This window comes from Lelliottia sp. 7254-16 (genome assembly GCF_002922995.1).
Classification (GTDB): Bacteria; Pseudomonadota; Gammaproteobacteria; order Enterobacterales; family Enterobacteriaceae; genus Enterobacter; species Enterobacter jeotgali.
In genome coordinates this window covers 78,068-101,928 of record NZ_PQVS01000005.1, presented here as the reverse complement: position 1 = coordinate 101,928, position 23,861 = coordinate 78,068, and the positions used below count along the sequence as shown (strand labels likewise).

Sequence of the window (23,861 nt, the reverse complement as noted above, 5' to 3'; positions counted from 1 at the left end):
TTCCGCTGGTGCGCACCTGTGCACCAGCGTTATCCCGCACTCATCGCATCGCCTAAATGGAAAATTGGCAGATACATTGCCACCACCAGTGTTCCGATAATGATGCCTGTCACAATTAACAGCAGTGGTTCTAACAGCGACGCGAGATTATCCGCGTGCTGGAATGTTTGTTCATTATGATGATGAGCTAGATTTGCCAGCATCGTATCCAGTGAGCCAGAAACCTCCCCTGTTCGCACAAGCTGAATGCACAGAGGGGTGAAAATTCGCGCTTCACTGAGTGAGGACCCAATAGGTGCTCCTTGCGCCACCCGCTCCCTGGCGCCCCGCAGTGCTTCTTGCCAGAATATGCCCGCAACCGATTCTTCTGCACTTTCCAGCCCCTGTAAGAAGGCGATCCCTGCCTGTTGGGTTAGCGATAACACGGTAAATATTTGGCTTAGTTTTTGTCCGCGTACCAACACTCCCATAACAGGTAGACGCAAAACCAGACGCTGACTAAAACGCTGCCAGCGTGGGTGGTATCGTAAGCCACGCATCATGAATGCCGGAAACAGCATCACGAAGAATAGAGCAATGATGTGCTGATGGACGAAGTCAGCAAACCCCATTACCAATTGTGTTAGCAAAGGGAGGGGCGTATTGAACGTTTGATAGATGGCGGCGAATTCGGGTAACACTAATGTCACCATCGCCAGCACCACAACCACCGCGAGGGCCAGAATGATCAGCGGATAACGCAGGGCCTTTTTGACTTTCATACTGAGCAATTGCTGTGATTTTTGCTGCTGAGCCAACTGACTACAGCACTCTTCCAGTTTTCCGGTCAGTTCTCCGGTTTTCATCATTGAGATATAAAGCGGAGGAAATACCTCAGGCCATTTTTTCAGGGCTTCAGAGAATGCGCAGCCTGCGCTGAGATCGTTCGCAAGTCTGGCTAAAAGCGCCTGCCATTGTTTCATCGGATGTTGATCAGCCAGCATTTGCAGGCTGTAGGCGAGTGTAAGCCCGGCCTGAAGCAGCGCGGCAAGTTGGCGGAAAATCTCATAGCAATGTTGAGGCTGCCATTTCTTCAGCATAAGCGTGCGAGACAGTGACAGCGGGCAAAGTGCCTCATATGACAACTGACTAAAGGCTGCTTCTCGATTCACCGCCCAAAGGGTGCCTTGCTGAAGTTCCCCCTGTAAGGTGAGGGCGCGCCAGCGCCAGAGATGATTAGCAGCCATCGGGCAGCCCCAAAACGCGGACTATCTCTTTCAGAGTGGTATGTCCTTGTTCCACGGCCATGCAGCCGTGTTCGAAGAGCGTGGTCATGCCTGTCCCCCTTGCTGTGAGGTCTATCTCTTCAATCGACGTACCGCTAGCTATCGCCTGACGAATATCACTGTTGACCGAGAGCACTTCAAACAGAGCGACGCGACCATAAAAGCCGTGATAACAGCGATCGCAGCCTACCGGTTGCCAGTGAGGAAGTTCACGTGGCCAGACGGTCTTAGGCAATTTTGCTTTCATCTCACCCTCTTTTCGACAATGAATGCACAGGCGGCGTACCAGCCTTTGCGCTACCACCAGCGTCAGGGCGGATGACACCATCCAGCGGGCAACACCCATCTGCTGCAATCGTATCAATGTCTCGGTGGTGGAGTTGGTGTGCAATGTTGAGAGCACCAAATGCCCCGTCTGGGCGGCATTGATGGCGATTTCAGCCGTTTCACCATCGCGTATTTCGCCCACCATGATGATGTCCGGGTCCTGGCGTAGCAGTGCTCGAAGCACGCTTTGAAACGTCAGTCCTGCTCGTGGATTGATTTGTGTTTGGTTCAACCCTGCGAGAGGGATCTCTACCGGATCTTCTACGCTACAAATATTCACGTCCTGGGCGTTTAGGGCTTGCAGTGCACTGTAGAGCGTGACGGTTTTTCCACTTCCGGTCGGGCCGGTCACCAATAAAAGTCCTTGCGGCTGATAAAGTGCTTCTGCAAAAAGCATCCGTTGGGAATCAGTCATGCCTAATGCGCCAAGTTCCAGTGCCTGTTGCACTTGATGAAGTAAACGCAAAACGATTTTTTCGCCCCCGCGACAAGGGAGCGTGGCGATACGAAAAGAGACTGCGCTGCCCGTCAACTCAACGGTAAATTGACCATCCTGCGGCAGGCGGCGTTCTGCAATATCCAGTTCACCCAGTACCTTCAGCCGAGCAATGAGCGTCGTCGCTAACGCTGCTGTTAACGGGGGTTGTGGATAAAGCACGCCATCAATACGCAAGCGGATTTGCCAACTCTCCCCGGCAGGCTCGATATGGATATCGGACGCGCGCTGACTCAGCGCCAGCTGAAGCGTGCGGTTAAGAATATCGACAGCGGAGCTGACGGGAGTGGTTATCGGTAAATGTGCCTGGGATGATGTCTGCTGATATTTCTCCATCCGCTCTTTCGTCCAGCATTCAATATCAATCCGCTTTTGCGTGACGAAGCGCAGAGCCTCCATCATCTGTGATGCTGGAGTGTCCAGCACGGCAATACTGACCATTTCATCGTTATTGCTTAATAGCAATGCATGATGGCGCTGGCACAGCAGCATCAGTTGTTCTGAATTCATCGTCCGCCCCTTTTATTTATTGTCGAAGCGAAAAACATCTTCACACGCTTGTTTCATGGCGCTGTCATTAGCGATATTGCAGTCTCGAGTCCAGCCGGTTATCCCGTTTCCGTCGTTCCAGATTGGGGCTAAAACCACTTCCAGACCGTTCAGACTCTCTTGACCTGTCAGAGCTACTGAGCCTTTGGCGACGCTCATCGCTGAGGTGTAACGCGTTGTTGTCGGTGAGGAGATCCCGTTGGTTCCACCATCGCAGCTATCGACACCGCCATGATCGAGCGCGCAAAGTTCTATAGCTGTGCGATAGGGCATAAAGGTTTGCAACATATCCGTCAGTGCGGCTTTGCGAAGATAGTTCTGGTATGCGGGCACGCCGATGGCGCTGAGAATCGCGATAATGCCAATGACCACCATTAGCTCAATGAGGGTAAATCCTTGTTGTCTGTTCATGTCTGCTCCTTGGGTTTCGTGGCGCAACTGTGGCAGTGCGCGAAAGTAAAAACGAGGAGCAATAAGGAGATTGTGAAGGGCGGTTCAGAGGATTTTAAAGCAGTTGTATGAAGGCATAAAAATTTTGCGAGAAGCGCCGTAAACGGTGGATTAACTTCGCTCTCCCGGTAGAAGAGAGCGAAGAATCACGTATTATTTGAAGCGCATAGAGAGGTCGAGTGCTTGTACGTGTTTGGTGAGCGCGCCAACAGAAATAAAGTCCACGCCCGTTTCAGCGAATTCACGCAGGGTTTCATGCGTAACGTTGCCGGAGACTTCCAGCTGCGCCTGACCATTGGTGCGTTTGACGGCTTCGCGCATTTGTTCGGTTTCGAAGTTGTCGAGCATGATGATGTCCGCCCCGGCTTTGAGTGCGGCGTCTAATTCATCCATGTTTTCAACTTCGACTTCGACAGGCACGTCAGGATGCAGCCAGAAGGCCTTTTCGACCGCCTGGCGTACCGAACCAGACGCGATAATGTGGTTCTCTTTGATCAGGAAGGCATCGGATAATCCCAGACGATGGTTTGCGCCACCGCCACACAGAACCGCATATTTTAGCGCCGTACGCAGGCCGGGAAGCGTTTTACGAGTATCGAGCAACTGAGTTTTAGTGCCAGCCAGAAGCTCAACGTAGCGACGAACGGCGCTCGCCACGCCAGACAATGTCTGGACAAAGTTCAGAGCGGTACGTTCACCTGTCAACAGCACGCGGGACGGGCCATTGAGTTCAAAAAGAGGTTGATTGGCGCTGATGCTGTCGCCATCCTGAACGTGCCAGGTTATCTGTACGTCGTCGCCAGCGAGCTGGGTAAAGACCTCTTCTACCCAGCGCTTGCCGCAGAATACGCCGTCTTCGCGAGTGATAATCACTGCGTGGGAAAGCGTCTCTTTTGGTAGCAATTGTGCGGTAATATCGTTATCGGCATTCACCTCTCCGCCCAGATCTTCGCGCAGCGCATGGGCGACGCTTGCCGGGATATCGAGGTTAATACGTTCCAGAAGCGCGTCACGTCGGTGGTCGGGGTTGTAGCGGCGAGGCGGCATGATAAAACTCCAAATTGGTAACGAATCATAAGATTGAAACATGCTACTCTGAACCGAGAATCTGCACCATATATAAGGAGAGCCAGCATGCAGTTACAAGACGGATGGCTGGTGGATGCGCGGCACGTACCGTCGCCGCACCATGATGGCCGCCCGGAGGATGAAACGCCCTCACTGCTGGTGGTCCACAATATTAGCCTACCACCGGGTGAATTTGGCGGTCCGTGGATCGACGCATTATTCACCGGAACAATCGATCCTAATGCCCATCCTTTTTTTGCTGAAATTGCCCATCTGCGCGTTTCGGCACATTGTCTGATTCGACGCGACGGTGAAATCGTCCAGTATGTTCCTTTCGATAAACGTGCGTGGCACGCCGGTGTCTCTGTGTATCAAGGGCGTGAACGCTGTAACGATTTTTCGATTGGTATTGAGCTGGAAGGCACAGATACTACGCCTTACACCGATGCGCAGTATCTGGCTTTGGCTGCGGTGACGCGTGCTTTGTCCGCGCTGTACCCAAAAATTGCTGAAAATATCACCGGGCATAGCGATATTGCACCCGTGAGAAAAACCGATCCCGGCCCGGCGTTTGACTGGTCCCGGTTTCTCGCCATGCTTACCGCTTCGTCAGATAAGGAGATGACATGACGTTGTTTACCATGCTGCTGGTGATGATCGCTGAACGGTTATTTAAACTGGGCGAGCACTGGCATTTGGATCACCGGATGGAAGTATTCTTCCGCCGGATTAAACATTTTTCGATGCTGCGCACCCTCCTGATGACCGCTGTGTTGATGGGCGTGGTATTTCTGTTGCTGCGTGCGCTGCATGGCCTCTTTTTTAACGTGCCGCTGCTGGTAGTGTGGATCTTGCTTGGCGTACTGTGTATCGGTGCCGGAAAAGTGCGGTTGCACTATCATGCCTATCTGAAAGCCGCATCGCGTGACGATAGCCACGCGCGTGGCGCGATGGCGAGCGAACTGACGCTTATTCACGGCGTGCCGCCGGACTGCAATGAGCGCGATTATCTGCGCGAGCTGCAAAATGCGCTGCTTTGGATCAACTTCCGCTATTATCTCGCGCCGCTGTTCTGGTTTGTCGTGGGCGGCCCGTGGGGCCCGGTGTTCCTGATGGGATACGCTTTCTTACGCGCCTGGCAGACCTGGCTGGCGCGCTATCTGACACCGCACGAGCGTCTGCTGTCGGGCATCGACGCGATTTTACACGTGCTGGACTGGCTGCCGGTTCGTCTGGTCGGTGTGGTCTATGCCTTAATCGGTCACGGCGAAAAAGCACTTCCGGCGTGGTTTGCCTCCTTGGCCGATCGTCATACTTCTCAGTATCAGGTGCTGACGCGCCTGGCGCAGTTCTCACTGGCGCGTGAACCACACACGGATAAAGTCGAAACCCCGAAAGCGGCGGTGTCGATGGCGAAGAAAACTTCGTTTGTGATTGTGGTGCTGGTGGCGTTACTGACCATTTACGGCACGCTGGTGTAAGCCAGCGCACCGCATTCCTCAATACGTATCCGCAGGCGGGATGCCAAAATCAGGCATCCCGTTTTTGTCCCAGCGAACTAACTTCAGGCGGGTATGACGATTCGGATCGTAAAGCGGATCGCCTTCAATTTCTGTGTAGTTTCGTGCGTGATACACCAGCACATCTTCGCCGTCCGGCGTTTTCGTAAAGCTGTTGTGCCCTGGCCCGTACTGGCGATTTTCGTAGCTGGTGGTAAACACCGGTCGCGGTGCTTTGTGCCAGTTGGCTGGATTGCGCGGATCGGCGCTTTTATCAATCCACAATAGCCCCATGCAGTAGTTCTCATCCGTCGCGCTGGCAGAGTAGCTGATAAATAGCGTATTGCTATGCTCCAGCACCGCCGGGCCTTCGTTGACCCAAAACCCCCGACATTCCCAGTCGTATTCCGGTTTGCTGAGCATGATGGGCTCACCTTTAAGCGTCCACGGGTTTTCCATTTCGCACAGATAGAGATTGGAGTTACCGGAAATATGGGGTGCTTTTTGCGCCCACAGATACCAACGTTTGCCCTGATGCACGAAGGTGGTGGCATCGAGCGCAAACGTATCAAACGGCGTGACGATTTGTCCTTTTTCGACCCACTTCCCACTCAGCGGGTCGCTGTCTGCGCATTCCAGCGCGAACATCCGGTGCTGGAACATATTCAGTTGGTCGAGAGCTTGGGTGTGCGCGGCGGCAAAGTAGATGTACCACTTGCCGTCAATGTAATGCAGTTCCGGTGCCCAGATCAGCTCACTCATCGGGCCGGTATCCGGTTTACGCCAGACCACCACTTCTTCTGCGCTACGTAACCCTTCCAGCGAGTCGGCGCGACGGATCTCCAGCCGGTCGTACTCTGGTACTGAGGCGATGAAATAATAAAGCCCGTCGTGATGCAGAATATACGGGTCGGCACGTTGTTCGATAAACGGGTTTGGCCAGTGACGCATAGGGCTTTCCTTATTTAGTCTCTACAGCTTTGAGTTCCTGGTAATCATTCAGCTCGCGATAGTTATTACGGCGCTTTTCCAGGTCCTCCTGGATCTGCTTCATCATTTCGCGGTCAACTTTCAGCAGGCGAACCACGCCAGCAGTAATCAAATAACCCACGCCCGGAATGATGGTAAACAGCAGGACAATCCCGTTAGTGGCATCGGCGCTTTGTGCTTTTGCTCCGGAATCATAACCGTACCAGGAGAGCAGGAATCCAACCATTGCACCGGCAATCGCCAGCCCGAGTTTGAGGAAGAAGATATTGCCGGAAAAACTGATCCCGGTGATGCGTTTCCCGGTTTTCCACTCACCGTAGTCGTCCACATCCGCCATCAGCGACCAGTGCAGCGGGGAAGGGATCTGATGCAGAATATTGAGCAGGAAATAGAGTACGACGATGGTGGTCGTGGCTTTCGGGTCGAAGAAGTAGAACGCGCAGGAGAAAATCGCCAGTGCGATATTGGTCCAGAAGAACACTTTCAGCTTACACCAGCGGTCGGTCAGGGTTTTCGCGAAAATACTGCCGAGCATCATGCCCACCACGCCGAGGCTGATAAACAGGGTGGCGAAATGGGTGCTTTGTCCCATTACCCAAGTGACGTAATACATGGTCGCCGCCATGCGGATAAAGCCCGGACAGACGTTGCACAGGGTCAGCAGCAGGATGCGCACCCACTGATCGTTCTTCCACACATCTTTCAGATCGTTTTTCAGCTCATCATTGGTTTGCACCGCAGGGCGAATACGTTCCCGTACGGTCGAGAAACTGAACAGGAACATGCAGGTGCCAATCAGCGCCAGCACGGTCATCGCCATTTGATAGCCTTTTGCTTTGTCGTCGCCGCCAAAATACTCCACCATTGGCAGCAGCGTTAACGAGAGCAGCAGCGTGGCAATCCCGACCATTACAAAGCGGTACGACTGACAGGCCACGCGCTCTTTAGGGTCGTTGGTGATCACCCCGCCCAGCGAGCAGTATGGGATGTTAATTGCCGTGTAGGTGAGAGACAGCAGGAAGTAAGTGACAAACGCATAGATAACTTTGCTGTTGTAAGTCCACTCTGGGGTGGTGAACATCAGGATGCTGAACAGGGCATAGGGGAAGGCAATCCACAGCAGCCATGGACGAAATCGACCATATTTACTGCGGGTGCGATCGGCAATCGCGCCCATTATCGGGTCGGTGATGGCATCGATAACCCGCACTGACAGCAGCAGTACGCCGACCAGTGCCGGTGCCAGCCCAAAGATATCCGTATAAAAATAGTTAACAAACAACATGATGGCGCCAAAGATGATATTGCATCCCGCGTCGCCCATCCCATAGCCGATCTTTTCTTTTACTGACAGCTTATTGTTATCCATCGACAGATCTCCGAGTTTCGGTATGGAGAGAATTATTCGCTGGCGAAGGAATATATGCGTTGCAGGATAAGGGCGGTGATATGGATGAAATGGCTGTTGGTGAGAATTTGTGAGGCAGGTAACACGCTCTGTGCCGCAATCGGGCACAGAGCGAGACACGATTAATGCGCTTTTACGGTTTTGGCATTTTTCTGTTTAAACATGTAGCCCACACCCAGTATCGCAATCCACACCGGGATCAGATACACGGAGATGGCCATGCCTGGGGTGATCAGCATGATGACCAGTACCGCCGCCATAAAGACCAGGCAGACCCAGTTGCCGAGCGGATAAAGCAGGGCCGGGAAGCGGGTTTTCACACCTTGTTTCTGCTTGGCGCGACGGAATTTAATGTGCGCCAGGCTGATCATCGCCCAGTTGATCACCAGTGCGGAGACCACAAGTGCCATCAGCAGACCAAAGGCAGATTCCGGTGCCAGGTAGTTAATCAGTACGCACAGTGCGGTAACCAGCGCGGACACCATAATGGAGTTCACCGGTACGCCACGTTTATCCACGTTAAGCAGCGCTTTTGGTGCGTTGCCCTGCTGAGCCAGGCCGAACAGCATACGGCTGTTGCAGTATACGCAGCTGTTATAGACGGATAGCGCAGCGGTCAGCACCACGATGTTCAGCGCGTTCGCCACAAAAGTGTCGCCCAGTTCATGGAAGATCAATACGAACGGACTGGTGTCTGCGGTCACGCGCGTCCACGGCAGCAGGGAAAGCAGAACCGCCAGGGAGCCCACATAGAAAATCAGAATACGGTAGATAACCTGGTTGGTGGCTTTCGGGATGCTCTGCTCAGGATTATCGGCTTCAGCTGCGGTAATACCCACCAACTCCAGCCCACCGAACGAGAACATAATGATCGCCATCATCATCACCAGACCGGTCATGCCGTGAGGCAGGAACCCGCCTTGCTCCCACAGGTTACGCACAGTGGCCTGCGGGCCGCCGTTGCCGCTGAACAGCAGCCAGCCGCCGAAGATGATCATCGCGACCACAGCGATGACTTTGATAATGGCAAACCAGAACTCCATCTCACCAAACACTTTAACGTTGGTCAGGTTGATGGCGTTGATGATCACGAAGAAGGCCGCCGCTGAAGCCCAGGTAGGGATCTCCGGATACCAGAACTGAATGTACTTACCGACGGCAGTCAGCTCCGCCATGGCAACCAGAACGTACAGGACCCAGTAGTTCCAGCCCGATGCGAAACCGGCAAAGCTGCCCCAGTATTTGTAGGCAAAGTGGCTAAAGGAGCCTGCTACCGGCTCTTCAACGACCATTTCGCCCAGCTGGCGCATAATAAGGAAGGCAATAAAGCCTGCAATGGCGTAACCCAGAATAATGCCCGGACCTGCCGACTGAATGACGGATGCGCTGCCCAGAAACAGGCCGGTACCGATAGCGCCACCCAACGCGATGAGCTGTATATGGCGGTTTTTAAGGCCGCGCTTTAGCTGATCGCCATGCTGTTGAGCTTCCATTTGAAACCTCGTGTGTGGTTGTTATGTTCACGCTCGGGCGTGTGTAATTATGAAAGTCCATTTTCTGTATTTATTTCTTTACGGTTAAGTTAACCGAAAAAATCGGAGATGGCTTCCGTTGACGCCAGAATAGTGGTAAGCGACCGCGAATGCACCTGCTTTATGAAGGGATGTGGATCGCTTGAATAAAAAGAAAGCATTTGTAAATAGTGCCGATTCACTCCCGTACCCAACCTATAGAATAAAAATGCTCCATAAGTGGGCTAATTTTCATTATTTACCTTGTTGAATCGCTTCAGATTGCAAATTCCCTCGTTTCAATATGGTTAAAACACCCTCTTTAGTAGTAACCAGTTCATTTGTGCAAAGTTACATTTCTGAAACGTTATTTCTGTAAGGTTGTTAAAATGTGCAGGGTTTACTGATTTCAATCAAAACCAAGATGGACAGAAGGTGAATACTTTGTTACTTTAGCGATACGAACATGAAATTGGTAAGACCAATTTACTCCGGGCAAAAAGGCGTAAGACAGGGAATATGGCCTACAGCAAAATTCGCCAACCAAAACTATCGGATGTGATAGAGCAGCAGCTGGAGTTTTTAATCCTCGAAGGGACTCTGCGCCCCGGTGAAAAACTCCCGCCTGAACGCGAACTGGCAAAACAGTTCGACGTTTCTCGTCCCTCTCTGCGCGAGGCAATTCAACGTCTCGAAGCGAAGGGCTTGCTGCTTCGTCGTCAGGGCGGTGGAACTTTTGTGCAAAACAGCCTGTGGCAGAGCTTCAGCGATCCGCTGGTAGAGCTTCTATCTGACCACCCAGAATCCCAGTTTGACCTGCTTGAAACCCGTCACGCGCTTGAGGGCATCGCTGCATATTACGCGGCCCTGCGCAGCAATGATGAAGATCGTGAACGTATTCGCGAGCTTCATCAGGCCATTGAACGGGCCCAGCAGTCAGGCGATCTCGACGCCGAGTCCGATGCCGTCGTCCAGTATCAAATTGCCGTCACCGAAGCGGCGCACAATGTGGTGCTGCTCCATCTGCTTCGCTGCATGGAGCCGATGCTGGCCCAGAATGTTCGACAAAATTTTGAATTGTTGTACGCCCGCCGGGAGATGCTCCCGTTGGTCAGCAACCATCGCACCCGAGTATTCGAGGCGATAATGGCCGGGGAACCGGAGCAGGCGCGTGAAGCGTCGCACCGTCACCTGGCTTTCATTGAGGAAATCTTGCTGGACCGCAGCCGTGAACAGAGTCGTCGAGAACGTTCACTTCGCCGCATACAGCAACGAAAGGATTAAGCGCCAGGCATTTTTAGAGCGCGGCAACTAAACGCAGAACCTGTCTTATTGTGCTTTTAGTTTTCGAAATAGTTCGGGTTGTATCGCGGTGGCAAGGGCGCGAATCCTGGGAGCATAGTTAACTATGTGACCAGGGTGAGGAAGCGCAGCCAACAAAGAGACAGCCTGAAATAGGAAGAAAAAGAGCACAATGGGACAGGTTCCAGACAAATCAACGTATTAGATAGATAAGGAATACCCCCATGTCAGAACGTCTCCAAAATGACGTGGATCCGATCGAAACTCGCGACTGGCTACAAGCGATCGAATCGGTCATCCGTGAAGAAGGTGTTGAGCGCGCTCAGTATCTGATTGATCAGCTGCTTTCAGAAGCCCGTAAAGGTGGCGTGAAAGTAGCTTCAGGTGCAGGGGCTAGCAACTACGTAAACACGATTGCCGTCGAAGACGAACCGGAATACCCGGGCAATCTGGATCTGGAACGTCGTATTCGTTCTGCCATCCGCTGGAACGCGATCATGACCGTTCTGCGCGCATCCAAGAAAGACCTGGAACTGGGCGGCCACATGGCTTCCTTCCAGTCTTCTGCGACCGTATACGAAGTGTGCTTCAACCACTTCTTCCGCGCGCGCACCGAGAAAGACGGCGGCGACCTGGTGTACTTCCAGGGCCACATCTCTCCGGGCGTTTACGCACGTGCGTTCCTGGAAGGTCGTCTGACTGAAGAGCAGATGAACAACTTCCGTCAGGAAGTTCACGGTAAAGGTCTGTCCTCTTACCCGCACCCTAAACTGATGCCTGAATTCTGGCAGTTCCCGACCGTTTCTATGGGGCTGGGTCCAATCGGTGCAATCTACCAGGCTAAATTCCTGAAATATCTGGAACACCGTGGCCTGAAAGATACCTCTCAGCAGACCGTTTACGCCTTCCTGGGCGACGGCGAAATGGATGAGCCAGAATCTAAAGGTGCGATCACCATCGCCACCCGTGAGAAACTGGACAACCTGTGCTTCATCATCAACTGTAACCTGCAGCGTCTGGATGGTCCGGTAACCGGCAACGGCAAGATCATCAACGAACTGGAAGGCATCTTCAGCGGTGCTGGCTGGAACGTGGTTAAAGTGATGTGGGGCGGTCGTTGGGATGAACTGCTGCGTAAAGACACCAGCGGTAAACTGATCCAGCTGATGAACGAAACCGTTGACGGCGACTATCAGACCTTCAAATCCAAAAACGGTGCTTACGTTCGTGAACACTTCTTCGGTAAATACCCTGAAACCGCAGCGCTGGTTGCAGACTGGTCTGACGATCAGATCTGGGCTCTGAACCGCGGCGGCCACGATCCGAAGAAAGTCTACGCAGCACTGAAAAACGCTCAAGACACCAAAGGCAAAGCAACAGTTATCCTGGCACATACCATCAAAGGTTATGGCATGGGTGACACCGCTGAAGGTAAAAACATTGCTCACCAGGTGAAGAAAATGAACATGGACGGCGTGCGTTATATCCGCGACCGTTTCAACGTTCCTGTCACCGACGAGCAGGTTGAAAACCTGTCTTACATCACCTTCCCGGAAGGTTCTGAAGAACACACCTACCTGCACGCACAGCGTCAGAAACTGAACGGCTACCTGCCGTCCCGTCAGGTGAACTTCACTGAGAAACTGGAACTGCCGGTTCTGGAAGACTTCTCCCAGCTGCTGGAAGAGCAGAACAAAGAGATCTCTACCACTATCGCTTTCGTTCGTGCCCTGAACGTGATGCTGAAGAACAAGTCGATCAAAGATCGCCTGGTGCCAATCATCGCCGATGAAGCGCGTACTTTCGGTATGGAAGGTCTGTTCCGTCAGATCGGTATTTACAGCCCGAACGGCCAGCAGTACACCCCGCAGGACCGTGAGCAGGTTGCATACTACAAAGAAGACGAGAAAGGCCAGATTCTGCAGGAAGGGATCAACGAGCTGGGTGCAGGCGCATCCTGGCTGGCTGCTGCGACCTCTTACAGCACCAACAACCTGCCGATGATTCCGTTCTACATTTACTATTCAATGTTCGGTTTCCAGCGTATCGGTGACCTGTGCTGGCAGGCTGGCGACCAACAGGCTCGCGGCTTCCTGGTCGGTGGTACTTCCGGTCGTACAACGCTGAACGGTGAAGGTCTGCAGCACGAAGATGGTCACAGCCATATTCAGTCTCTGACTATCCCGAACTGTATCTCTTATGACCCGTCTTACGCGTACGAAGTAGCAGTCATCATGCATGACGGCCTGGTTCGTATGTACGGTGAAGCGCAAGAGAACGTTTATTACTACATCACCACTCTGAACGAAAACTACCACATGCCGGCTATGCCAGCAGGTGCCGAGGAAGGTATCCGTAAAGGTATCTACAAACTCGAAACCATCGCGGGTAGCAAAGGTAAAGTTCAGCTGCTGGGCTCCGGTTCTATCCTGCGTCACGTACGTGAAGCAGCGCAGATCCTGGCGAACGACTACGGCGTTGGCTCCGACGTGTACAGCGTGACCTCCTTCACTGAACTGGCGCGTGATGGCCAGGATTGTGAGCGCTGGAACATGCTGCACCCGATGGAAACTCCACGTGTACCGTACATCGCTCAGGTAATGAACGACGCACCGGCAGTGGCATCTACTGACTATATGAAACTGTTCGCCGAGCAGGTTCGTACTTATGTACCGGCTGACGATTACCGCGTACTGGGTACCGACGGCTTCGGTCGCTCTGACAGCCGCGAAAACCTGCGTCACCACTTCGAAGTTGACTCTTCTTACGTGGTTGTAGCAGCGCTGGGCGAACTGGCTAAACGTGGCGAAATCGATAAGAAAGTGGTTGCAGAAGCAATTACCAAATTCAACATCGATGCAGATAAAGTTAACCCGCGTCTGGCGTAAGAGGTAAAAGAATAATGGCTATCGAAATCAATGTACCGGACATCGGGGCTGATGAAGTTGAAATCACCGAGATCCTGGTCAAAGTAGGCGACAAAGTTGAAGCTGAACAGTCGCTGATCACTGTAGAAGGCGATAAAGCCTCTATGGAAGTCCCGTCTCCTCAGGCTGGCATCGTTAAAGAGATCAAAGTCTCTGTTGGCGACAAAACCGAGACCGGCAAACTGATCATGATTTTCGATTCCGCCGACGGTGCAGCAGCTGCTGCACCTGCGCAGGAAGAGAAGAAAGAAGCAGTGGCTCCGGCGGCTGCACCTGCGGCTGCGGCTGCAAAAGACGTTAACGTGCCGGACATCGGCGGTGACGAAGTCGAAGTGACTGAGATCATGGTGAAAGTGGGCGACACCGTTGCCGCTGAACAATCCCTGCTCACCGTAGAAGGCGACAAAGCCTCTATGGAAGTCCCGGCTCCGTTCGCGGGCGTCGTTAAAGAGATCAAAATCAACACCGGTGACAAAGTGTCTACCGGCTCCCTGATTATGGTCTTCGAAGTAGCGGGCGCAGCACCTGCTGCGGCTCCAGCACAGGCAGTTGCTCCGGCAGCAGCGGCGGCACCAGCAGCGTCTGGCGCGAAAGACGTTAACGTTCCGGATATCGGCGGTGACGAAGTTGAAGTGACTGAAGTGATGGTGAAAGTGGGCGACAAAGTTGCCGCTGAGCAGTCACTGATCACCGTAGAAGGCGACAAAGCCTCTATGGAAGTCCCGGCTCCGTTCGCAGGTACCGTGAAAGAAATCAAAATCAGCACCGGCGACAAAGTGTCTACCGGCTCTCTGATCATGGTCTTCGAAGTGGAAGGCGCTGCGCCTGCCGCGGCTCCGGCTGCTGCACCAGCACCTGCTGCTGCCGCTCCGGCTCCTGCTGCAAAAGCAGCGGCACCGGCGGCGAAATCCGAAGGCAAATCTGAGTTTGCTGAAAACGACGCGTACGTTCATGCCACTCCGCTGATTCGTCGCCTGGCGCGCGAATTCGGTGTGAATCTGGCGAAAGTGAAAGGGACTGGCCGTAAAGGTCGTATCCTGCGCGAAGACGTTCAGACTTACGTGAAAGAAGCGGTGAAACGCGCTGAAGCGGCACCTGCTGCTGCCACCGGCGGCGGTATTCCGGGCATGCTGCCTTGGCCGAAAGTGGACTTCAGCAAGTTTGGTGAAATCGAAGAAGTGGAACTGGGTCGTATCCAGAAAATCTCTGGTGCTAACCTGAGCCGTAACTGGGTGATGATCCCGCACGTTACGCACTTCGACAAAACCGATATCACCGATCTGGAAGCGTTCCGTAAACAGCAGAACGCCGAAGCTGAAAAACGTAAACTGGACGTGAAATTCACCCCAGTGGTCTTCATCATGAAAGCCGTTGCGGCAGCGCTTGAGCAGATGCCACGTTTCAACAGCTCTCTGTCTGAAGATGCACAACGTCTGACGCTGAAAAAATACATCAACATCGGTGTTGCGGTTGATACGCCAAATGGTCTGGTTGTTCCGGTCTTCAAAGACGTGAACAAGAAGAGCATTACTGAGCTGTCCCGTGAACTGACAGTGATCTCCAAGAAAGCGCGTGATGGTAAGCTGACAGCCGGCGAAATGCAGGGCGGTTGCTTCACTATCTCCAGCATCGGCGGCCTGGGTACCACCCACTTCGCGCCGATTGTTAACGCGCCAGAAGTGGCGATCCTCGGTGTGTCTAAGTCCGCGATGGAACCGGTGTGGAATGGTAAAGAGTTTGTGCCGCGTCTGATGATGCCAATCTCTCTCTCCTTCGACCACCGCGTGATCGACGGTGCTGATGGTGCTCGCTTCATTACCATCATCAACAACACCCTGAGCGATATTCGCCGCCTGGTGATGTAATCGCAAAAGCCGGCCAGTCGGCCGGCTTTTTGTCTTGTAATCTCATGATAATTGTGAGGTTATGGGTAAAGACAAGAATTCATGAGCCGTTTGTTGTTTCAAAATTGTTAACAATTTTGTAAAATACGGGCGGATAGAACGTCCCGGTGGATGAAGGGCGACAAGTACCTGGACCGCCGGAAATCAATAAGAGGTCATGATGAGTACTGAAATCAAAACTCAGGTCGTGGTACTTGGGGCAGGTCCTGCAGGTTACTCTGCTGCCTTCCGTTGCGCTGATTTAGGTCTGGAAACCGTTATCGTAGAACGTTACAGCACCCTCGGTGGTGTTTGTCTGAACGTCGGCTGTATCCCTTCTAAAGCACTGCTGCACGTAGCAAAAGTTATCGAAGAAGCCAAAGCACTGGCTGACCACGGTATCGTCTTCGGCGAGCCGAAAACCGATATCGACAAGATTCGTACCTGGAAAGAAAAAGTGATCACTCAGCTGACTGGCGGTCTGGCTGGCATGGCCAAAGGCCGTAAAGTGAAAGTGGTCAACGGTCTGGGTAAATTTACCGGGGCAAACACCCTGGAAGTGGAAGGCGAAAACGGCAAAACCGTGATCAACTTCGACAACGCGATCATCGCGGCGGGCTCCCGTCCGATCGAACTGCCGTTCATTCCGCATGAAGATCCACGCGTGTGGGATTCCACCGACGCTCTGGAACTGAAAACCGTTCCAAAACGCCTGCTGGTTATGGGTGGCGGTATCATCGGTCTGGAAATGGGTACCGTATACCACGCGCTGGGTTCAGAGATTGACGTGGTTGAAATGTTCGACCAGGTTATCCCGGCTGCCGATAAAGACATCGTTAAAGTCTTCACCAAACGCATCAGCAAGAAATTCAACCTGATGCTGGAAACCAAAGTGACTGCCGTTGAAGCGAAAGAAGACGGTATTTACGTTTCCATGGAAGGCAAAAAAGCCCCTGCTGAAGCGCAGCGTTACGACGCAGTGCTGGTGGCTATCGGTCGTGTACCGAACGGCAAAAACCTGGATGCAGGCGCGGCTGGCGTTGAAGTTGACGACCGTGGCTTTATCCGTGTCGACAAACAGCTGCGCACCAACGTGCCGCACATCTTTGCTATCGGCGATATCGTCGGTCAGCCAATGCTGGCGCACAAAGGTGTTCACGAAGGCCACGTTGCCGCTGAAGTCATCGCGGGCATGAAGCACTACTTCGACCCGAAAGTGATCCCATCGATCGCCTACACCGAGCCAGAAGTTGCCTGGGTGGGTCTGACCGAGAAAGAAGCGAAAGAAAAAGGCATCAGCTACGAAACCGCCACCTTCCCGTGGGCTGCTTCTGGCCGTGCGATCGCTTCCGATTGCGCCGATGGCGTGACCAAACTGATCTTCGACAAAGAGACTCACCGTGTCATCGGTGGTGCGATTGTCGGCACCAACGGCGGCGAGCTGCTGGGTGAGATCGGTCTGGCTATCGAAATGGGCTGCGACGCTGAAGACATCGCGCTGACCATCCACGCGCACCCAACTCTGCATGAGTCAGTGGGCCTGGCGGCAGAGATCTTCGAAGGTAGCATCACCGACCTGCCGAACGCGAAAGCCAAGAAGAAGTAATCTTCTGAATGTGAAAAAGCCGCTCAACTGAGCGGCTTTTTTTTATGGCGCTACGGCCTGCCACCCTTTATCCGGATGATAAGTCTTTATCTCCTGCGCTTTCTTCTGCGACTCCTTGCCCAGATCCGTCTGATACACCTGATCTTCACCGTTCACCATAAAACTCATCACTCCGGTCTGGCCATAGCTGACGGGCCAGGCGATCATCGCAAAGCCATTATTGCTGTCCGGAAGAATACGGAATTGATAGCCGTGATATCCGGTTCCTGGCACCTGCGGGCTGAATGCCGGACCAAGTGGACTCGGTGCTTCACCGGGTACTGCAGGCCAGTACAAGCCATCTTTTTTCCCTTCTGAGCTGATCACTTTTTTCGCGTACTGATGATTGAGCGCGAAATAGCTTTCCTGAGCATCGACATAGGCGTGAAGGGCTTCAATGGCGGCGAGTTCGTTGCGGCCGATTTCACGCGTCAGGATTTCCTCTGAAGCTTTTTGCATATCAAACTGCCAGCCGGAGGCGCGTTTCACCGCCGGAATGGGCAGTTGCCAGTCGCTGTCGCCCACGTTCAGATGCGCAATATCACCTTCGACCACCGTACGATGGCTCACTTTCCAGTCTCGCAGGAAACGGTCAACGGCATCGGGATCGACACCTTCTGGTGGCAGAAAATCACGCCAGTCATCGCCGAGCAGATTTTTCATCTCGCCTTCGTTTTGCGCGTTTATCGCCTTGGCCAGTGCGCTGGTTGCCTCGTCTGGGTTAGTGAAGCTCTGCTGTGCGAGAGTGAACGTCGAGACCATCAACAGCATCATCCCACTGAGTAATTTCTTTTTCATGTTGTTGTCCTTAGCGATGACGGAATTCACGATGTTCACTACGGCCCGCAGGCATTTGCCGTGGCTGCTGACGGTTCTGGTTGTGCGATGCGAGCTGGCGACTCTGATTGCCACGCTGCTGCTGTGCCTGCCAGTTTGCTGACCGGCTATCGTTCCCGCTTAGGGCATTGGCTCGGGGTTGCGTATTTCGCTGCTGGCTGGTTTGCGCAGCCGGCCTGTTTTGTCGTTGCGTCTGCGTTTGGCGATTTTCGCGCTGCGCTTTGTTATTCGCCCTTTGCGCGGTCTGCGGTTTGCTGTTGTCGTAACCACGGTAATTATTGCGCTGGGAAATCTGCTTCAGCTGATTGTTGGCCGCCTGACGCTGAGCGTCTTTCGTTGCCGGACGCTGGGTTTGCGAAAGGTTTTTCCCGGTGGATTGCTGAACCTGAGCCAGTGCCGCCTGGCGCTGACTGTCGCGGTTAACCGGTTTTTGTTGAGTCGCACTCAGTCCCGTTGCGCTGTTTGTCGAATGGAAACGATTGTTCAGCTGATGAGTCGGGTAAGGAACGCCTTCGCGGTAAGCAGGATTATGCTGCCAGGTACGGTTATTTTCGTTCAGCCTCTGCCCGCTGATTTTATTGAAATTATCCACGTTGATATTGATGTTGTTATCGCCGTTACGGTTATAGCCGCCGTTGTGGTGGTCGTAATCATCGTGGTCATGGTGATGATAATCGTCGTCATCGTCCCAGTCGATATTACTGAAAATGGCGTAGGTCGTTGCGACGCCGAGGCTAAAGCCCAGGCCTTTTACCAGGCTATCGGTAAATTGCTCGCCCGGAGAAGGGGGCAGATAAACCGGCGGATAGCTGGTACTTGGCCAGGTGCCGTAAACCGTGTTGGGGTTGTACGTTGGGACGTAAACCACCTGCGGATCGGCGGATTCGATCTTGATTACCGGTGGGCTTGTTGTCGTTGTGACAGTCGTTGAGCCCGATGTGGTGCTGGTTGCGGGAGCCGCTTTCTTCACGCTCGTCACCGTTTGCTGCGGTGTCGATTGCAGTGCGCCCGTTTGTTGGGCAAGCAGGCGCAAACGCTGGACGGAATCCATCACATCTTTCGGTTGTGCGAGGAAGGCATCGCCGAGACTTTGTATCCACGGCGGGTTTTCACCCATCAGCGACATCAGTTGAGGGAAAGCGACCAGAGATTTTACGCTCGGGTCCCACGGCTGATTACTCACCGCCTGAATCGCCGCATCGCCCTGCATTTTGGGATTATCTTTCGACCACTGCGCCGCCTGAATAACGTTGGCCGGATAGGTCGAGGCCATCAGGATTTGCGACAGTAGGGCATCAGGATAGAGCGCAACAGGCGCCGTCAATTGATCGATTTGCGCGGCGGTATAGGTCGGTGCGACAACCGGTGCGGGGGGAGGGCTTACGGCCTGAGGAGCGGCGGGAGTTGCCGTTACCGAAGGTGTTGAAACCGTTTCAGGCGCTCGACTCTTCACATACATAACACCGGATGCGGCTAACAGCCCGGCACTGCACAGCAGGACCAGAAGGTGTGGCTTAAAGGGCAACTTCATAGTGTGACTCCAGCGTAAGCAGTGTCGATGGGCGTTCTTGTTGCCGCGAGTATATTCACCCGTGGTTTGCCGTTTTGACGTTTCTTGGGAAACGGCGGAAGTGTCCGGATAAAGAGTGTGAGCATTTATGACACAAATTATATCCGATGGAGGAAAAGACGTCGGAGATTCAGAAGGCCGCCCTTGCGAGCGGCCAGTAGCTAGTTGCCGAGATTGACCACCAACAGCACCGTGATGTCGGAAATATTCCAGCCACCATGCAGCGCCGTCAGCAGTAAACCGGTCACAACGATCAGCGCATAAACATATCGCCTCTCCATTGCGTGCGTTCCTTTGCAGGGCTACGCGGATTCCTTCTTCACCGGGAAAGGCAGAACCAGGCAAGTTGATGATTGCCACGTAGGTTACGGAACTGCTCCCGGGCCCGGTGACTGGTTGCTACACCAGCGAAGCAGGCCGGAGTGGACATTAGCGTATTAATTATTGTGAAAGAAGCTGTGAAATGGCATTACTTTGATTTTCAACTGAAAGCGGAAGAGGCTACGCAAAAAGAAAAACAGAACTTGCACCGCACCGAATGAAAGAGCAAAATTCGCTGTGTTGATGATTGCCGCACAACCTGCCAGCCCGGTGTGCTACCACCGCAAGGCAACAACTAAACCGCTGAAAGGCGGTTTTTTTGTGCCCGAAAAATTCCTCTCTCTGCGCGCTACACCATCCTTAACGATTCAGCAAATTATTCAATGTTGCTTTTTTGTAAACGGATTAACACTGTGCAGAAATCCTGCTATGCTGCCCGACGCGGTATCGGGCATTTACCCTACAAACTGCTGTCTCACAGGAGCGTGAAGAGAACGCCCAGTACACGAAAGCTTTCAAGTTGCATCAAGGCGGCAAGGGAGTGAATCTCCGGGAGCTTACATGAGTATGTGACCGGGGTGAGCGAGCGTAGCCAACGCAGAGGCAAATTGAAGGATGAAGTGTATGCCGCACTATGACAATGAGAGCGAGGAGAACCGTCGTGCTAGAAGAATACCGTAAGCACGTAGCAGAACGTGCCGCCGAGGGAATTGTACCGAAACCCTTAGATGCAACCCAGATGGCCGGCCTCGTCGAGCTGCTGAAGAATCCGCCTGCGGGCGAAGAAGAATTCCTGTTAGATCTGTTGATCAACCGCGTTCCGCCTGGCGTTGATGAAGCCGCGTATGTAAAAGCCGGATTCCTTGCTGCCGTTGCCAAAGGCGAAGCCACCTCCCCACTGGTCACTCCTGAAAAAGCGATTGAACTGCTCGGCACGATGCAGGGCGGCTACAATATCCACCCGCTAATTGATGCCCTGGAAAGCGAAAAGCTGGCACCGATTGCTGCTAAAGCCCTGTCTCAGACGCTGCTGATGTTTGATAACTTCTACGATGTGGAAGAGAAAGCAAAAGCGGGCAACCCTCATGCGAAGCAGGTGATGCAATCCTGGGCGGATGCCGAATGGTTCCTGAACCGCCCGGCACTGGCCGAAAAAATCACTGTCACCGTCTTTAAAGTGACCGGTGAAACCAACACCGATGACCTGTCTCCGGCCCCGGATGCCTGGTCTCGCCCGGATATCCCACTGCACGCTTTGGCGATGCTGAAAAACGCCCGCGAAGGCATTAATCCAGATCAGCCGGGTGTTGTTGGCCCAATCAAACAGATCGAAGAATTAAATAAGAAAGGTTTCCCGCTGGCTTACGTCGGTGATGTTGTCGGTACCGGTTCTTCGCGCAAATCCGCAACCAACTCCGTGCTGTGGTTCATGGGCGATGATATCCCTCATGTGCCGAACAAGCGCGGCGGTGGCCTGTGTCTTGGCGGTAAAATCGCACCTATCTTCTTCAATACTATGGAAGACGCGGGCGCGCTGCCGATCGAAGTCGATGTGAATGACCTGAACATGGGCGACGTGATTGACGTTTACCCGTTCAAAGGTGAAGTGCGCAACCACGAAACCAACGAACTGCTGGCCAGCTTCGAACTGAAAACTGATGTGCTGATCGATGAAGTGCGTGCCGGTGGCCGTATTCCACTGATCATCGGTCGTGGTCTGACAACCAAAGCGCGTGAAGCGCTGGGTCTGCCGCACAGCGATGTGTTCCGTCAGGCGAAAGATGTTGCCGAGAGCAATCGCGGCTTCTCCCTGGCACAGAAAATGGTAGGTCGCGCTTGCGGCGTAGCCGGTGTGCGTCCGGGTGCGTACTGCGAACCCAAAATGACATCCGTCGGTTCTCAGGACACCACCGGTCCAATGACCCGTGATGAGCTGAAAGATCTGGCGTGTCTGGGCTTCTCGTCTGACCTGGTGATGCAGTCCTTCTGCCACACGGCGGCCTATCCGAAGCCGGTTGACGTGACCACTCACCACACCCTGCCAGACTTCATCATGAACCGTGGCGGCGTGTCCCTGCGTCCGGGCGATGGCGTTATCCACTCCTGGCTGAACCGTATGCTGCTGCCGGATACCGTCGGTACCGGTGGTGACTCCCATACCCGTTTCCCGATCGGTATCTCCTTCCCGGCGGGTTCTGGCCTGGTGGCGTTTGCCGCTGCGACAGGCGTCATGCCGCTGGACATGCCGGAATCCGTTCTGGTGCGCTTCAAAGGCAAAATGCAGCCGGGTATTACGCTGCGCGATCTGGTGCACGCGATCCCGCTGTACGCGATCAAACAGGGTCTGCTGACCGTTGAGAAGAAAGGGAAGATCAACATCTTCTCTGGCCGTATTCTGGAGATCGAAGGTCTGCCGGATCTGAAAGTCGAGCAGGCGTTTGAGCTGACCGATGCCTCCGCTGAGCGTTCTGCTGCTGGCTGTACCATTAAGCTCAATCAGGAGCCGATCGTTGAGTATCTCAGCTCTAACATCGTGCTGCTGAAGTGGATGATCGCAGAAGGTTACGGCGATCGTCGTACTCTGGAGCGTCGTGTTCAGGGGATGGAAAAATGGCTGGCGGAACCTAATCTGCTCGAAGCAGATGCTGACGCAGAATATGCGGCAGTGATCGACATCGATCTGGCGGATATCAAAGAGCCAATCCTGTGTGCGCCGAACGATCCTGACGATGCACGTCTGCTTTCTGATGTGCAGGGCGATAAGATTGACGAAGTGTTCATCGGTTCTTGCATGACCAATATCGGTCACTTCCGCGCGGCAGGTAAGCTGCTGGATGCGCATAAAGGCCAGCTGCCAACTCGTCTTTGGGTCGCTCCGCCAACGCGTATGGATGCGGCACAGCTGACGGAAGAAGGCTACTACAGCGTGTTTGGTAAGAGCGGTGCGCGTATCGAAATCCCTGGCTGTTCCCTGTGTATGGGTAACCAGGCGCGTGTGGCAGACGGTTCAACGGTGGTTTCCACCTCGACCCGTAACTTCCCGAACCGTTTAGGGACCGGCGCGAACGTCTATCTGGCGTCTGCGGAACTGGCGGCTGTTGCGGCGCTGATCGGCAAACTGCCGACGCCGGAAGAGTATCAGACCTATGTGGCTCAGGTTGATAAGACGGCGGTAGATACCTATCGCTATCTGAACTTCGATAAACTTTCTCAGTACACCGAGAAAGCGGACGGCGTGATCTTCCAGACTGCTGTATAACTGTTTTCTCCCTCTCCCGTGGGAGAGGGCCGGGGTGAGGGCATCAGCCCGCACAATCTCCCCCAAAAACCCCGCGTTTTTCACGCGGGGTTTTTATTTTCCACTCCTGACACCCGTCCCGTTTTTTATCTCCTCTCTATCTGCGATAATTAGGCAATGGCTTTGCAGAGGAAAACACCATGGATTACGAATTTCTGCGCGATATCACCGGAGTGGTGAAAGTGCGTATGTCGATGGGCCACGAAGTGGTCGGGCACTGGTTTAACGAAGAAGTGAAAGAGAACCTTGCCCTGCTTGATGAAGTGGAACAGGCGGCGGGCACGGTGAAAGGGAGCGAGCGCTCATGGCAGCGCGTCGGACATGAATATACTCTGTGGATGGACGGTGAAGAGGTCATGGTTCGCGCCAATCAGCTTGAGTTTTCAGGCGATGAGATCGAAGAGGGGATGAGCTACTACGACGAAGAGAGCCTGTCGCTCTGCGGCGTCGAAGACTTTTTGCAGGTTGTCGCGGCGTACCGCGATTTCATGAAACAGAAGTAAACCAACGGAGCA

The 23,861-nt window shown here is 53.6% G+C and carries 17 protein-coding genes; 8 read left to right on the top strand and 9 right to left on the bottom strand.

Annotated elements, in window-relative coordinates:
- Window positions 1-29: 29 nt before the first annotated feature.
- The 4 genes from hofC to nadC all read right to left on the bottom strand — a co-directional run bounded on the left by hofC (window position 30) and on the right by nadC (window position 4,134).
- Entirely contained in the window at window positions 30-1,226 is a 1,197-nt protein-coding gene (hofC, locus tag C3708_RS09310; protein ID WP_095280786.1) for a protein transport protein HofC, read from the bottom strand.
- A complete protein-coding gene (gene gspE, locus C3708_RS09305; RefSeq protein ID WP_103949130.1) occupies window positions 1,216-2,598 on the bottom strand; it encodes a type II secretion system protein GspE in 1,383 nt (460 codons plus the stop codon). Before gspE ends, hofC begins: the two co-directional genes overlap by 11 nt.
- Before the next feature lie 12 nt (window positions 2,599-2,610).
- A complete protein-coding gene (ppdD, locus tag C3708_RS09300; RefSeq protein WP_103949129.1) occupies window positions 2,611-3,048 on the bottom strand; it encodes a prepilin peptidase-dependent pilin in 438 nt (145 codons plus the stop codon).
- A 192-nt stretch (window positions 3,049-3,240) separates the two neighbouring features.
- A complete protein-coding gene (gene nadC / locus C3708_RS09295; RefSeq protein ID WP_095280789.1) occupies window positions 3,241-4,134 on the bottom strand; it encodes a carboxylating nicotinate-nucleotide diphosphorylase in 894 nt (297 codons plus the stop codon).
- Window positions 4,135-4,221: 87 nt separating this feature from the next.
- Between nadC and ampD the strand changes: the two genes are divergently transcribed.
- Entirely contained in the window at window positions 4,222-4,785 is a 564-nt protein-coding gene (gene ampD / locus C3708_RS09290) for a 1,6-anhydro-N-acetylmuramyl-L-alanine amidase AmpD (RefSeq protein ID WP_103949128.1), read from the top strand.
- Window positions 4,782-5,636, top strand: coding sequence for a beta-lactamase regulator AmpE (gene ampE, locus C3708_RS09285; RefSeq protein ID WP_103949127.1), 855 nt, complete (start codon window positions 4,782-4,784; stop codon window positions 5,634-5,636). The genes ampD and ampE overlap by 4 nt, the downstream gene beginning before the upstream one ends.
- An 18-nt stretch (window positions 5,637-5,654) precedes the next feature.
- On the opposite strand, the gene C3708_RS09280 is transcribed toward ampE, so the two are convergent.
- From C3708_RS09280 to aroP, 3 genes are all read right to left on the bottom strand, one after another.
- Window positions 5,655-6,605 carry a family 43 glycosylhydrolase gene (locus C3708_RS09280; protein WP_103947085.1) on the bottom strand — a complete coding sequence of 317 codons (951 nt, stop codon included), beginning with the start codon at window positions 6,603-6,605 and terminating at the stop codon, window positions 5,655-5,657.
- Window positions 6,606-6,615: 10 nt separating this feature from the next.
- The gene (locus C3708_RS09275; RefSeq protein ID WP_095280793.1) at window positions 6,616-8,013 is read right to left on the bottom strand and encodes a glycoside-pentoside-hexuronide (GPH):cation symporter; all 1,398 of its coding nucleotides are present in this window, start codon (window positions 8,011-8,013) and stop codon (window positions 6,616-6,618) included.
- Between the two features lie 161 nt (window positions 8,014-8,174).
- Window positions 8,175-9,545, bottom strand: coding sequence for an aromatic amino acid transporter AroP (aroP, locus tag C3708_RS09270; protein ID WP_095280794.1), 1,371 nt, complete (start codon window positions 9,543-9,545; stop codon window positions 8,175-8,177).
- Window positions 9,546-10,082: 537 nt separating this feature from the next.
- On the opposite strand from aroP, the gene pdhR reads away from it, so the two are divergent.
- The 4 genes from pdhR (at window position 10,083) to lpdA (ending at window position 17,281) form a co-directional block, all read left to right on the top strand.
- Window positions 10,083-10,847, top strand: a complete 765-nt coding sequence (gene pdhR / locus C3708_RS09265; protein ID WP_103947083.1) for a pyruvate dehydrogenase complex transcriptional repressor PdhR — start codon at window positions 10,083-10,085, stop codon at window positions 10,845-10,847.
- A 242-nt stretch (window positions 10,848-11,089) separates the two neighbouring features.
- On the top strand, window positions 11,090-13,753 hold the full coding sequence (gene aceE, locus C3708_RS09260; RefSeq protein ID WP_095280796.1) for a pyruvate dehydrogenase (acetyl-transferring), homodimeric type: 2,664 nt from the start codon (window positions 11,090-11,092) through the stop codon (window positions 13,751-13,753).
- 14 nt (window positions 13,754-13,767) lie between these two features.
- The gene (gene aceF, locus C3708_RS09255) at window positions 13,768-15,657 is read left to right on the top strand and encodes a pyruvate dehydrogenase complex dihydrolipoyllysine-residue acetyltransferase (RefSeq protein ID WP_103949126.1); all 1,890 of its coding nucleotides are present in this window, start codon (window positions 13,768-13,770) and stop codon (window positions 15,655-15,657) included.
- 199 nt (window positions 15,658-15,856) lie between these two features.
- Entirely contained in the window at window positions 15,857-17,281 is a 1,425-nt protein-coding gene (gene lpdA, locus C3708_RS09250) for a dihydrolipoyl dehydrogenase (protein WP_095280798.1), read from the top strand.
- A 42-nt stretch (window positions 17,282-17,323) separates the two neighbouring features.
- On the opposite strand, the gene C3708_RS09245 is transcribed toward lpdA, so the two are convergent.
- Window positions 17,324-18,118 (bottom strand): DUF2950 family protein, encoded by a 795-nt coding sequence (locus tag C3708_RS09245; protein ID WP_103949125.1) that lies wholly within the window; start codon window positions 18,116-18,118, stop codon window positions 17,324-17,326.
- A 10-nt stretch (window positions 18,119-18,128) separates the two neighbouring features.
- A complete protein-coding gene (locus tag C3708_RS09240; protein ID WP_103949124.1) occupies window positions 18,129-19,688 on the bottom strand; it encodes a DUF3300 domain-containing protein in 1,560 nt (519 codons plus the stop codon).
- Window positions 19,689-20,709: 1,021 nt separating this feature from the next.
- Here C3708_RS09240 and acnB point away from each other — a divergent pair.
- The gene (gene acnB / locus C3708_RS09235; protein WP_095280801.1) at window positions 20,710-23,307 is read left to right on the top strand and encodes a bifunctional aconitate hydratase 2/2-methylisocitrate dehydratase; all 2,598 of its coding nucleotides are present in this window, start codon (window positions 20,710-20,712) and stop codon (window positions 23,305-23,307) included.
- Between the two features lie 179 nt (window positions 23,308-23,486).
- Complete coding sequence (gene yacL / locus C3708_RS09230) at window positions 23,487-23,849, top strand: protein YacL (RefSeq protein ID WP_095280802.1); 363 nt, start codon at window positions 23,487-23,489, stop codon at window positions 23,847-23,849.
- The last annotated feature ends 12 nt before the right edge of the window (window positions 23,850-23,861 follow it).